At 40.2% G+C, this 14273-nt stretch carries 9 protein-coding genes; 4 read left to right on the top strand and 5 right to left on the bottom strand.

Going from position 1 to position 14273, the window contains the following annotated elements:
• Positions 1-224: 224 nt before the first annotated feature.
• A complete protein-coding gene (locus tag QK890_RS03240) occupies positions 225-1067 on the bottom strand; it encodes an aldo/keto reductase (RefSeq protein ID WP_234190787.1) in 843 nt (280 codons plus the stop codon).
• A 402-nt stretch (positions 1068-1469) separates the two neighbouring features.
• Between QK890_RS03240 and QK890_RS03235 the strand changes: the two genes are divergently transcribed.
• Positions 1470-2243, top strand: a complete 774-nt coding sequence (locus QK890_RS03235) for a class I SAM-dependent methyltransferase (protein WP_005776720.1) — start codon at positions 1470-1472, stop codon at positions 2241-2243.
• Positions 2244-2423: 180 nt separating this feature from the next.
• Here the strand turns inward: QK890_RS03235 and hemG are convergent, their stop codons facing one another.
• Genes hemG through QK890_RS03215 form a run of 4 tightly spaced genes read right to left on the bottom strand, consistent with a single transcriptional unit; the run spans position 2424 to position 8501 of the window.
• The gene (gene hemG / locus QK890_RS03230) at positions 2424-3812 is read right to left on the bottom strand and encodes a protoporphyrinogen oxidase (RefSeq protein WP_234190788.1); all 1389 of its coding nucleotides are present in this window, start codon (positions 3810-3812) and stop codon (positions 2424-2426) included.
• Between the two features lie 2 nt (positions 3813-3814).
• A complete protein-coding gene (gene hemN, locus QK890_RS03225; protein ID WP_234190789.1) occupies positions 3815-5179 on the bottom strand; it encodes an oxygen-independent coproporphyrinogen III oxidase in 1365 nt (454 codons plus the stop codon).
• Between the two features lie 5 nt (positions 5180-5184).
• Entirely contained in the window at positions 5185-6414 is a 1230-nt protein-coding gene (locus tag QK890_RS03220; protein WP_022012200.1) for an MFS transporter, read from the bottom strand.
• Positions 6415-6431: 17 nt separating this feature from the next.
• Positions 6432-8501 carry a TonB-dependent receptor gene (locus tag QK890_RS03215; protein WP_234190790.1) on the bottom strand — a complete coding sequence of 690 codons (2070 nt, stop codon included), beginning with the start codon at positions 8499-8501 and terminating at the stop codon, positions 6432-6434.
• A gap of 630 nt (positions 8502-9131) precedes the next feature.
• Here QK890_RS03215 and QK890_RS03210 point away from each other — a divergent pair.
• The 3 genes from QK890_RS03210 (at position 9132) to QK890_RS03200 (ending at position 13818) form a co-directional block, all read left to right on the top strand.
• Positions 9132-11441, top strand: a complete 2310-nt coding sequence (locus QK890_RS03210) for a hypothetical protein (protein WP_220575524.1) — start codon at positions 9132-9134, stop codon at positions 11439-11441.
• A 12-nt stretch (positions 11442-11453) separates the two neighbouring features.
• Entirely contained in the window at positions 11454-12650 is a 1197-nt protein-coding gene (locus QK890_RS03205) for an OmpA family protein (RefSeq protein WP_188520456.1), read from the top strand.
• A 298-nt stretch (positions 12651-12948) separates the two neighbouring features.
• Positions 12949-13818, top strand: coding sequence for a helix-turn-helix domain-containing protein (locus QK890_RS03200; protein WP_367627192.1), 870 nt, complete (start codon positions 12949-12951; stop codon positions 13816-13818).
• Positions 13819-14273 lie beyond the last annotated feature (455 nt).

Genomic DNA, 14273 nt, shown 5'->3' with positions numbered 1-14273 from the left:
TCTTTATTTTTACGATGTTAACTTCTTGTTAACGACTTCCGGCTTTCATCCTATAAATATGCGGAATATTTGCATCTTACTTGCCGATTCATTCCTGTTTCGCTGTTTTTTGAAAAATGAATAGTTAGTCAAAATGGACTTTCTACGATTTTCTGATCAGGATCTGAGGATATTGCTTGTATAATGTCAATCGTCAAGTGTAGATACAGATATATACTTTGCAGCTATTTCACATAGTTAATCAGCCATTTTACCATTTCTGGATCATAATGTGAGAAGAATAGACTTTTTTCATTGTCAAGTGCGGCTATAACCGTCATTTCTCTTTCTGTCAAACTGAAGTCAAAGACATTGAAATTCTCAATCATACGTTCTTTATGTGTAGACTTGGGGATTACTACTATGCCACGCTGAATTAAGAAACGTAGAGCAACTTGTGCAACCGACTTTCCATATTTGACACCAATGGCGGCCAAAGTCCCGTTGGTGAAAAAATCATTTCGACCTTCGGCAAACGGTCCCCAAGCCATTAGTTCTGTGCCGTATTCCTGCATGACTTCCTGTAGTTTTCTTTGTTGATTGAATACATGGGTTTCCATTTGATTCACCGCTGGCTTTATCTCGCAGAATTCTGCCAGATCGACAAAGCGGTCGGGATAGAAATTGCTGACTCCGATAGCTCGCACTTTACCTGTTTTGTTTGCTTCCTCCATGGCGCGATAAGTGCCATAATAATCATTGAAAGGTTGGTGAATCAAAAGCAAATCGATATAGTCGGTTTGCAATTTTTGCAGAGATTCCTCAATAGATGCCTTTGCTTTTTCGTAGCCTGCATTCGATATCCAAACTTTCGTAGTGATAAATAGATCTTTGCGGGGAATGCTTGATTTTCGGATGGCATTTCCCACGCCTTCTTCGTTTCCATAGGCTTGGGCTGTATCGATCAGCCGATACCCTACACTGATAGCATCTGATACGCATCTTTCACACTCTTCGGGAGTTACTTGATATACTCCGTACCCTAAAATCGGCATTTCAATGCCATTGTTCAGTTTTACATATTCCATAATCATATATTATTAGATTACACATTTACCGGCATTAGACTGATCATTCAGTTGTTTTTGCCTTTTTGATTCAAATGCAAAAATAGTCGGTTTTGTTCGTTGATATAGGATATGGATTACAGCTTTTATTACCTTTATTACGGATTAAAAAGTATTATTGCATTATGTTTACCAGATGGTTTGAAAACACTTATAAGATAAACTTGTTTCAACTGTTGTCATAATAAAAATTGTGGTTATCTTTGCGTTCTACTAAAAAAGTTTGGATGTTTAAACTTAAGAAGGATTCCGTGAAGTAAATAACCTTTTAAACGTAAGTTTGAGGTTATGCTGCAATTCTGGCTCAGGCATATTTTTTGTCTGAGATATTTTCATATATATACATTAATAAATTAAAGCATCATGAATAACGATAATAAATCAATTCACGAATTCGATTTCGATTTAATCTGCGAATATTTCTCAAGTATAAAACGACAGGGGCCTGGCAGTCCTGAAGTGACCATTAAGGCTCTTAGTTTTATTGAGGATCTGAACGAAAATTCTCGTATAGCTGATCTTGGTTGTGGTACAGGCACTCAGACAATGACATTAGCCGGGCATACATCCGGACAAATCATAGGTTTAGATTTGTTTCCTGCTTTTATAGACATTTTCAACTACCATGCCAGTCAGTTGAGCTTACAAGATCGGGTAAAGGGAATTGTAGGTTCAATGGACAATCTTCCATTCAGTAGAGAAGAGTTGGACTTGATCTGGTCGGAAGGAGCAATTTATAATATAGGTTTTCAGCATGGGCTGAAAGAGTGGTGGCAATATTTGAAAATAGGGGGCTATATCGCTGTCTCAGAAGTTTCCTGGTTTACTGATAAACGGCCTGCCGAGATTAATGATTTCTGGATGGATGCTTATCCTGAGATAGATACTATTCCCAATAAGGTTGCCCAAATGCAAAGGGCCGGGTATATCCCTGTTGCCTGTTTTATTTTACCTGAAAACTGTTGGATAGAACATTTTTATACTCCACAAGTAGAAGCCCAGGAGAATTTTCTGAAAAAATATGCCGGTAATAAAGCTGCTGTGGATTTTATTGCCAACCAGCGTCATGAGACCCAACTTTACTATAAGTATAAGGAATATTATGGGTATGTGTTCTACATAGGAAAGAAAATCTGATGTTCCTGTCAAAAAGTTAAAGAGGCTCTAAAGGTTATTATTATGGTATTGATAAATACCTTTAAAAGGATTGGGAAAATGAATTTCATCTTTCCCAATCCTTTCTTTTAAGTAGTGTCGTAAGGATTGATAGGTGTTTTTTCAGACTGTTTGTAAATATAGGTAGGCGATAAGAAAGGTTTATTTTTCGCGGGCAATCTCGACAGCTTGTTTGATGCGGTCGGCCATACCGATTCCTCCTTTGAGATTTCCTGCCAATACCAATCCGGGATATTGCTTTTGTAGTTCGTTAATTGTGGTAAACCTGTCGGCGCTGCTGCTTTCGTATTGGGGAATGGCTTTTTCATGCCGGAAGATGCGTATCAGATCGGGTACTATTCCAACAGGATAATTCAGCATCTCGTGCATGGTAGTGCCAATTAACGTGGTAATTTCGTCATTGCTTTTTGTCAGGAGTTCGGGATGCCTTGTTCCGCCCAGGAAATATGAATACAAGGCGCCATCCTTTGGAGAACGGTTGCTGAAGCAAGCCGATGGAAACAAAATACCTAAAACAGATTTTTGTTCACAGGAAGGAACCAATCCCCCAAAGGCAGGGAACTCTTTTCCATAAGTATTACGCAGACCTACACAGACTTGCATAACGGGAGCATAGGCAAGATTGCTAATCCGGTTTATTTGTTCGGTGGGGATAAAAGGAAGAAGTGGAGGCAGGGCATAGGCAGGTATGGTGGTTATCACCTTCCGGCAACGAATTTGATCGACCTTTCCGTTGGCATCTGTAAAGCAAACCAACCAACCACGTTCACAAGGTATCAGGGATGTTGAGGTAGCTCCCAATGAGAATCGTTTATTTCCAATGGCCTGTTCCAATGCTCCTGTCAGATTACTGAGGCCTCCATGGGTAGAGAAAACTTTTCGTGTGGCCAGTCGATCGCGTTGGTTTCGGGGTGAAAACGATTTTGCAATGCCACCGCGAATGAAGCTGCCATAGGTCTGTTCAAGCTGATAAAGCTTAGGGAGGGCGTGACGGGTGACCAACCGCATGGGGTCACCGGCATAGACACCCGAAATGAACGGGTCTACCGCATAATGCAGATAAGACGTGCCCAAGCGACGTTGTACCAGTTCGCCAATGGTTTCGTCAGGATTGTTTCCTCTTGAGCGGAAAGGTTCGCATAGGATATTTAATTTATCTTTTGTACTGAACAACGGTGTGGTAATTGCATTGAACAGTCCCGAGGGGAGAGGGTGAAAACGATTACCTTTCCATATAAGACGTTGTTTGGAAGCTTCGCGGGCTGTTTCTAAACGGCAGATTGGAGAGAGTGCCTCGAGAAGTTCGGCTACTTCAGGGTGAGAGATTATACCGGTATTCGGTCCGCTTTCGAAGGTGAAGCCACTTTCGTGGTAGGTACATATCTGACCGCCCGTGCGGGATTGTTGTTCGATTACTTCGACATCACATCCCTTGCGAGTGAGGTAATAGGCGATAGTCAGTCCGGTGAGACCTGCACCAATGATAATCGTGTCTCGCAAACGATAATTTTTTGTTTCTGGTTGGTTCATTTTTACAAAGGTTTTGAATATGAATGTGGGGTATGGAGCATAAGCTTGTCAAGTGAAGCGGCTACGTTGCGTACAAATGCCGAACCTTCGGTTGTCATCTCAAGATAGTCATCAGTATAGTAAATCAGCCCGTCATTGGCAAAGACCGACAGTTTCTGTTCATCATAGGCTGTAGCGGCTTTTAGAGTCGGTACTGATACGTGCAAACGGTTTGACAGAGCTTTCCAATCGATGCATCCATTGCACATTAAGGTTTCAATCACTTCTCTGGTTAATTGCTCGGTTGGAGAAAGGGCGTAGCCTTTGGTAATACATAGTTCGCCTTTGCCGATAGTCTCGATGTAGTGGGGAATATCTTTCGTGTTTTGAGCATAGGCCGATTCGAGTTGGCTGATAGCAGTTACGCCCAAGCCATATACCTGTGCAGTAGTGCGTCGGGTACAATAACCCTGAAAGTTGCGGTGTAATTTTTTGGTTTGCATGGCGATACTCAGTTCATCGTTTGGGCGTACAAAGTGATCCATTCCGATAGATTGATAACCGGATTCAAGCAATAGCTTGGCAGCAGTGTCAAACATATTCCGTTTTTCACGATTATCGGGTAGACCTGATTTCTCCAGAATCAACTGTCGTTTATTGATCCAAGGCACGTGGGCGTAACTGAATGTGACCAGTCTGTCGGGTGATAAGGAAATGGCTTGCTCTATACTACGGGCAAAGCTCTCTACTGTTTGCTTGGGCAAGCCATAAAGAAAGTCAAGGTTGATGCTTATCCCCCTTTCACGTAGCAGAGCAAAGATATCTTCCATCGCTACTAAGGAAGGGCGGCGATTCACTGTTTTCAGGACTTCGATGTTAAAGTCTTGCACGCCAATACTGACACGGTTGAAACCACATTCGGTTAACTGTAGCCAATCTTTCTCAGAAAGATATCCGGGATGGCATTCAATGGCTATTTCCGGACGATCGATCATCCGGAATGATGATAATAGGTGAGCATTCAGCTCTTTGATCAAGGCTATAGGAATGGCTGTGGGGCTTCCGCCTCCATAATGTATTTGTGCGATCGGGCGGCTCTTGTCCAATAAAGGAAGAATTTGATCCATCTCCTGATGCAAGGCCTTTACATAGGATTCAATGACTTCGGGACGTGCCATAGGATATGAGTTGCATCCGCAATAGTGACACAAGTGTCGACAGAACGGGATATGCAGATAAAACGATAACGCACGTTCTGAAACCTTGTTCGATTGCTGCACAGCCTCCAGGTAGCGGCTGTTGGTAAACGGTTCAAAATAATTGGCCGGTGGATAACTGGTGTATCGGGGTACCGGTACATTGTATTTATTGATTATTTCAGTATACATATGTGTTAAGAATGAATAGTTTGAGATTCTTTTCTGAAGAAACAAAAGATATAGATCAGCGATATGGAAGCCAATACGACTTCGAAGATAAATAGACCGTGATAACCAACCCTGTCGGCCACCACTCCGCTAAGAAAGGCCATAAGCAGACCACTTAGGTGTGTGAGTACAGTTTGAATGGTAAAATCAGTTCCTTCGCATCCTTTGCGTACACAATCCATGGCAGTGGTATATACCACAATGGTTGCCATACCGTAGGCACTCCACAATAGTACGATGCCCAAACAGAGCATTGGGAGTGAGGGAGGCGTCCACGAAATACACATAAAATAGAGTGTGGTAAACAGAATGAATATCGCGAATAGTATTCTGGAATAATATCGTCCGATTTTGCGAACCAGTAATCCGGCCAGAAAAGATGATGCGAAAGCGGCTCCGGTACCTACGATGCCTATCATAATGCCTATCTCTTTCATCGAATAGTCCAGATCAACCAGGTAAGAACGCAGTACCGATAAAATGCCGATAATGCTGGCGTAGTAAAGTAGTAGGAATCCTATTTGTTTCCAGATACTGCGGCGGGCAAAGAACCATATAAAATCGGTAAGTCGTGCTCGCTTTGCAGATTCCTTGACAGTCATTTTCATGCGCTTATTCTTCAGTAACGGGATAACTGCCAATAGTACGAAAATGCATAAGCACGGTATCACTGCATGCCAGCCATAGTGTTGGAGAACAAGAAGCAGCACGCCCGTTCCTATTAATGTACCTCCGAAGCTACCCATTGATTGCATACTGTTGACCAAACTTTTATCCCGCTTGTCAAAAGAAAGTACAGCAAGTGTGTCTGTGGCTATATCTTGTGTAGCTGAAGCTACAAGTGATAGAAACACCAATCCGATAATGAGGTAAAGGTCTGTCTGGATGTCGAGTAGCCCTACTAAAAGGATCAGTAAAGCATATACTATTTCGGATGAAATGATACAGCGTTTATAGTCTTTCATGGTGATGCAATGCCGGTCGATGAGTGGTGCCCAAAGAAACTTCAATATCCATGGAAGTTTGATAAGCTGTAATAAGGCGATGGACGAAAGAGAGTAATCAGCCTGTCTCATCAATACTTGTATGGCAGTAGAGAAGAAACTCATCGGGATGGCCTGTGCGATATATAGACAGAAAAACGTACCAAGGTTCAGTGTCTTCTGGGATAGTGGGAAAAATCTGTTTATTTCCATTTTTTGATGTTGCTTGATTAAAGACGGACGCTGACAGATGTCCCCAGGGTGATGGGTTTTCCTTTTTGCGCATAGGCTTTGCTTGTCACGAAGTAGTAGCTCAGATAGTCGGTATTGGTGAGGTTTTTGCTCCAGACTTCCCACGTAAAGTTTCCTTTACTCGCACCAATTTTCAGATTGACCAGTGCATACAGGTTTTGTTTGGCTTGGTTGTCTTCGTACCAATAGATTGGGCCTGTTGCCGATACGCCACCATTGAGTGTAAGGCGGTCGATCCAGGAGCAGATGTTGTAGAATGTATATCCGGCTGTTAAAGAGAAGGTGTGACAGGGGACCATAGGCAGGTAATTATCCCCATAATCTTTTAGGGTGCCACGTTCTTCTTTCTTATAGTGAACAAATCGGGCATCTGTATATCCATAATTCATATGTACGACCAATGAATTTACCGGACGAGCCTGCAAACTTATTTCGACGCCTTTATTGCGAGAGCGACCGGCGTTTCGGATTATATTACCTACAGCCGGAATAGTATTGGTTATCTGCTGATTGCGCCAATCTATATAGAACAATCCTAAGTCGGTTGTCAGTCGACCATTCAGGAAAGATAGCTTGGCGCCTATTTCGTAGTTCCAGTTATATTCGGGTGAATAGATATACTCGTCATCGTTGAGGAAAGAAACATTAAATCCTCCGGTTTTATATCCTCTGGATACGGAAGCGTAAAGCAATTGATTGTGGGATGAGAGATATTGCAAGCTGAACTTGGGAGTAAACTGGCTGAAGTGAAGGGATCTGTCGAATTGTCCGAGAGATTTTGTTTCTCCCTTACCATCCAACGGCTGTTGCACTTTGGAAAAATCGCATCGGGCCTGTTCATAATCGTAACGTAAACCCACAGAGCAGGACAAACCTTGGAACAGATCGAGTGTGGATTGATGATAAAAAGCAATCCCTTGAGTGGGGATCTCACTATTAGTAAGATGCCGGGTGGTATCTGTAAAACGACTGAGGTCAACTTTCCTATCTACCGTTTGCCGGAAAGCAAAAAGCCCCGTTATCCAGTGATAACGACTGTTATTGACAGATTTTGCTGTAAACTCCTGGCAATACATATGCTGTCGTATCCGGTTTTGCCCGTAGAATATATTGCGGGGCGAGAAATCTTGATCAATCCCCATTTTATCTTGTATATACTGATAGGAGGTTTGGCTGTTGAAACTAATGCGGGAACCATCGTAGCGTACATTAACCCCGGAAGTCAACAGATTTCGTCGATACAGTCCTTCATCATTGTAGTTTACGGCTTCTGTTGTTCCGTTATCGGCATTGTACAATCCGTATGGATATCCTCCCTGATTCGAATACTCGTAGGAAGTTATGAAACGGGTGGTCCAATGGGCTGCAGGTTTCCATATCAGTCCGATTCGTCCTGCTCCATTATCAAGCTTGTCCGCTTTCTTATGGGTATACAGGTTTGTAAAAAAGCCATCATTGTGGTGGTAATTGCCGCTAATGGATAAGCCCAGTTGTTCGTTTACCTTTGTATGGTTTGAAGCCATCAATCGAATATCATTGTAACTGCCATATCCTAAGCGAAAACGTGTACCTTGATAATCAAGGGGTGAATGGGTGTATATATTGATAATTCCACCGATGGAGTTACGTCCGTAGAGGGTGCCTTGTGGCCCGCGAAACACCTCTATACTACTTATGTCCGACAAGTCAACATCGAAAGCTGAGGTTTCAAAATGGGGAATTCCATCGACATAAAACCCCACCGATGGAGCATCTTTTTTTGCTCCTATGCCTCGGATATAAACCGGAGAGTTTTGTTTAGATCCATAATCGGGCATATAGAAATTAGGCAGTAAGGAGCTTAAGTCTTTAGCTCCCGATATTTCATTTTCTTTAAGGAAGCGATTATCTAAGGTAGAAATAGAAAGTGGTTCACGATTGGGACTGTTCTGTTTAAAACCTACTATCGTTACTTCATCCAGATTGATAGGCTTAACCAATACCGTATCGGGTTCATTAGCTGAAACCATTGTGGAAAAGGGTAGGAGGAAAAATAGTTTTCTTATCATATTTTTAGAATTTGCGGCAAAGGTAGACCATGTTTCCAGAGCGGGCAATCCTCATTTCTTAGGATTTTATCTACCAGTTTCAGTTTGCCTTGCATTAATCGTTTTTATCTTTTATTCTGACATTATTGGTCGTGTGCCTTTTTCGTGTTTTCTTCTGGTATATAACAAACCACCCAATTCTATCAGAATAGTATAAATAGGGGGTATTGCTTCATTTGACTGATTTCTGTTAGCGACGACAGCTCCTTTATATTTTCCCTAAAAGGGCTTTATGATATAACTTCCGGGGATGGAAATCATATGTTGTTTTCGTCGGTTTATAGGAAGTAATAGTTTGCTTATAGATTGTATTTATTTGTTGTATAGAGGTTTATGTTACTTCTGTTTTCCTCAGGATGCATTGCGGCTATTTAATAGTTAGCCAATTATAGTGCCGGTATTCTGAAATTGTCTGATACATATAAATAGTGTTCTTTTTTATATAAATATAAGAGTTTATAAGATATTACTTTTGCATCAGAAAGTACGTACTTATTAAACGCGGTTCTGATAATATGACTTTTTATCCCCATATCTGTATTGTCAACTGTCGTTTATATAATTATTTTATACATTTTATTGATAAACAAAATGAACAATGCTAAATTATTACATTTAATGGTTTATATCTTAACCATTATTTTAGGGTGGGCTTGCACAGAAGTGGATATTACGATGCCCAAAGGTCCTAAAGGTGATAGAGGAATGTCGGCTTACGAATTCTGGAAAGAGAATGTAGAGAATGGAGTGATATCCTGGCCTAAACAAGAGACTGAGATAACTGATTTTTTTAAGTACTTAAAAGGTAAAGACGGTCTGGATGGAAAAAATGCTTTTGAACTTTGGAGAGAGGATGTAGCTACAGGTACTTTAGATAATCCTCACCGTCCGGGAAGTAAATGGCCCGTATCTCAAAATAATCTTAGAGATTTTTGGTATTATCTGACAGGAGCGAGTGGTGAGAATGGCCAGACACCTCATATCGGAGATAATATGAATTGGTGGATTGGTAATAAGGACACTGGAATACGCGCACAGGGCAGGGACGGACGAAATGGTGAAGATGCTGTTCCACCGATTGTTACGATTGGGGATAATGGTAACTGGCTGATTGATGGGGTAGATACAGGAAGACCCTCCAGAGGTGAAGAGGGAGTTGCGGGAACAACACCTACTATTACAATTGGAGAAAATGGAAACTGGGTAATCAATGGGAAAGATACCGGAAAGGCTGCGATAGGTAAAGATGGAAGATCGCCAGAGGTAATGATCGGTACTAATGGAAACTGGTATATTAATGGGAAAGATACCGGTATTCGTGCATATGGTAAAGATGGTGTTGATGGCAAAGACGGTACTAATGGAAAGGACGGTACTAATGGAAAAGATGGTGCTGATGGAAAAGATGGTACTAATGGAAAAGATGGTGCCGATGGAAAGGATGGTAGCAATGGAAAGGATGGTGCTAACGGAAAGAGCGCTTATGAATTGTGGGTAGAGAGTGTTGAGGCCGGTTGTAATAATACTGGGCCTAAAGTGAAAGATCCCCATAATCCGTCTTTGGATTGGGATTGTGGTAAAACCTCTTTGAGTGATTTTTGGGAGTTTTTGAGAGGTGCGGATGGCAAAGATGGTGCGGACGGTAAGGATGGAAAACCCGGTATTCCAGGCAAACCGGGTGCTGAAGTTACTATTATTAAAGGAGTACCTAACGTAATTGCGCTTTATTCGCAGCAAGAATTTGGCGAGTATGTCCGTACAACCGATGGAGGAGTAGCTTATCGTGTGTATGATGAATCTGGTAATAAGGCCCCAAAGGCTGTAGTTAAGGGAATCCCCGGCTTGGATCCGACTAAAACCTACACAGCCAATGAGGAGGGGGAGTTTATTATTCCGAAAGAAGATCTTCCTCAGATTGATGATGTGGATGCTCGATGGGGAAAAGTTAAGGAGGTAACTATTAATAATGTGACAAAGGAATCTGCAGAAAACACTTATGTCCCTAACAGAATGCAGATTAGAATGATTTATATTGCCACCTCTCCATATCTTGATTTTGAACATAACCTGCAGTTTAGAGTAGAAAGAAAGACAGATCCTGGTGCGGAATGGAAAACTCTTCCCAGCTATTTACCTAATGTAAATGCCGGGTTTACGGCATACCAGGTTACAAATCCGGAAGATCCGACATCTCTTGATAAAACGAAAAAAATAGAAAGTTCTACACCTAATATGAGCAGTACATCAATGTCTATTAATCCTAATAGATATGTTAAAGAGAACCTTGCTGATATAAAAAATGGAATAGCTGACTTTTGGGATGGAAAAGATAACTATTTCTCAATAGTAAAAGATACCCCTTATTATGGAGAAAAGATTTATTGGAATGGAGTATGTAAAATGGCACCTTACCAGATACCTCCTACACTTAAAACATTAGTTTTGACTAAGGCATCTGCTGAAAGTGGAGATGATGTATTCTTAAATCGAGCTCAGGGGGAGTTTGACTTTTCGACTATTGATTTCAATATCATATCTAAGAGTAAATTGGTAAAAACAGTGAAACCGAACGGCATAGATTACATTGAACCTGAATATTATACCCCGGAAGAAGCGAAGGGACTTCTACTTTGTTATGTTAAGTTTACATATACCTCTCCGTTGGGAGTGCAAACAGCTACAAGCGAGCATAATAAGTCAAGTTATAATAAACCTGAATATGCTGCCCTTAGTCCGTATCTGGGAGCTACAATCTATTCAGTGGGGGCGAATAGTGCTTTTGTCTACTCTAACTCTGTATCTTTAGGAATTCTCAAGAAGAAAGTAGATGATGGTACATATTATGTTGAAAATACATATAAAAATATGCCTGCAATTAGTGTAACTTATAAAGATAAATAAAATATAAGCAAGATGAATTTCAGTGTAATAATAAATAGACTTTTTATAGGAGCATTGGCTTTTACTGTCTTTCCCTTCTATACTTATGCTCAAAACGATAAAGTGGAGAGACCGGAATATAGAACCAAAGCTTGGGAGGTGGGGGCTGGTGGGGCTCTTATCAACTGGGATAGAGTGACCTTCTCCGATTTCCGCCAAATAGATGGTGACTATTTGTATCGGATGAATATCGATCATCTTTTTGGTGGTATCCAACTATATGCTGCTCGTGAACTGAACCCCTGGTTTTACATTGATTTGCAGGGAACATTGGGCTTAGCAAGAAATCAAGTTGAAACAGGCGGGCGTAAATACGATTTCATGTATATGGCCGGTCCGGGACTTCAATTTCGATTTACTCCATTGTTTAAATCAAAATATGTAGAACCTTATTTACGTATAGGTGTTAACTACCTTCATCATGATTTTCATGCAATTAATGCGGGTAAGTTTGGGAATGATCCTATAGGAGAAGCAGAATGGACGTCATCAAATCCTTGGAATAGAGAGACAATAGGATCTAAACAATCCTATTTCCCCTTATCCTTTGGAGCCGGGGTACAAGCTTGGTTTAACGATCATTGGGGAATAGGATTACAGGGAGAATACATAATGCCTGTCGATAAAAATCAAACGCGCTTTGTTCAGGCTTCGATGCGTGTTATGTTCCGTTGGGGTGGAAGTACAAAACGTCCCATACCGGTTGTACAGTACATAGATCGTCCGGTTGATAGGATTGTAGAACGGATTGTTGAAAAGAGAGTTGAAGTACCGACTGTGGTAGAAAGTCATATCTGCGATCTGTTCGATAACATTCATTTTGCGTTTGATAAGGATGTGGTTACTTCCGAGTCTGAACTCACTTTGGATAAAATTGCAGATCTGTTGAAAAGCTATCCGGATAACAATTTCTTGATAACCGGATATACAGACGCAAGAGGAAGTGATAATTATAATATGGATTTGTCAAAACGTCGTGCAAAAGCTGTGTATCGTGCGTTGTTGAAACGACAAGTGCCTCAGCATATGTTGAAATGGCGGGGAGTCGGGTATCATGCCAGTTCGGTGCCGGCTTCAGGTCCGGATAAAGTCAGAATGGGTGATAGAAAAGTGTCTATTGAGAGAGTGACGAATTCAGATTACTGGGGTTGGTTAACAAATGAAGAATAATGAGCTATATTAATTTTTCATAAAACATAAAGGCGGCAAGAACAATTTTGTTTTTGTTGCCTTTTTTGTTCCGTTGTTTTGATGTAGAATGAAAAGATTCGAAGAAATAATAGAATGTTAAAGAATTAATCATCATCTGGCTTAAGAGTAGGTAACTCTTTAAACTTCATAAAAAGAAATGCTTAAAAAGATTATCTTATGAATAAATGTAGAGATAGTTGGCGGATTTGTATAAAATTTTATTCTGTGATAAATAACCGCTAATAGTTTAATTTTGTATGTTTAATAAAATAATATTATGAAATTACTTTATTTTAAAGAACATCTGTCATGCATGAACTATCAAGTAGATGTTAATACAGGTTTTGTTTGTTATAATTTAGAAAAAGATAATGTAAGTCAAATAGATAATAGTGCTTCTCCTTGTATTTTTTTCCTCCTTGATGGAGAGGTGTCTATCGATAGTGGTGAATATCAGAATGTACATGTTGAGAAAGATGAAATGCTTCTTATCCCACAGCATGTGGATAATAAAATCGAAGTCATATATGATGCAAAATGTCTCTTGTTGTTTTGGAATAAAGACATTAGAGTGTGTGATAAAGTTTATATAAATTCTCTCTCTTCTTATGAGAAAAAGAAAGAAGAGATGTGTGTACTTCCCATAAGAGCTCCTTTACTGGCTGTTTTGGATTCCATCGTTGCATATTTATATGCCAAAATGCAATGTAAACATATGCATCTTATCAAACAGCAAGAGGTCTTGTTGGTTTTGAGAGGGTATTATACGAAGAAAGAATTATTTACTTTTTTTTCTTCTATCTTAGGTCATGCAGGACATTTTGAAGATTTTGTAATGGATAATTATAGGAAAGTAAAGAGTGTGAAGGAATTTGCAGGTTTGTACTGTACTTCTGAGCGCTCTTTTAATCGTAAGTTCCGGAATTGTTTTAAAGAAAGTCCTTACCAATGGATGCAAAAAAAGAAAGCGGAGTTGATCAGAGAAAAAATAAGTGAGTCTGATACTCCTTTTCAAGAGATCGCAATGGATTTTGATTTCAATTCACAAGCTCATTTCACTTCTTACTGTAAGAGATTATTTGGAATGACTCCCAGTAAATTGAGAACAGAAAGTAAACGGATCGATGCTTCCGATTTGGGTTACTGATATATATACCGGAAAATCATATAAAGGCTGGATTAGATGCTTATTCTATTCCGGTCTTTTTATTTTAGTGATATTTTGTAATACAGTTAGTTGGGGGGGAAACTCTTTCTTTGCTTGGGTTTCTTGATGGCTTCGGTTTCAATTTCCTGTTTCATTTAAATACTTTTGATCACTTTAAGTCTTTGGTCTTTTTTATTGCTTTGCTCCATTCGGACATATTAATTCTGAAGTCGAAAAGTGTCACTGGAAAATAAGAATGCAGTTAAGAACTATACTGTGAGAAATGATACAAAACTTGTTCTCATGACATACTCCTGACATCCTGTTTGAGAGATGACTGATAAAAGCCGGCTTTAACTGCAGGTTTAATTTGCCGGGATCCGGTGGAACACATAAATATTACTTAATGGACTGTTATCTTACTCCTTTGGTAACTTTATAAGTTTAATGCCATA

The organism is Bacteroides sp. NGMCC 1.200775 (assembly GCF_040798045.1).
Taxonomy (GTDB): domain Bacteria; phylum Bacteroidota; class Bacteroidia; order Bacteroidales; family Bacteroidaceae; genus Bacteroides; species Bacteroides hominis.
This window is presented reverse-complemented; position numbering and strand designations above follow the sequence as displayed.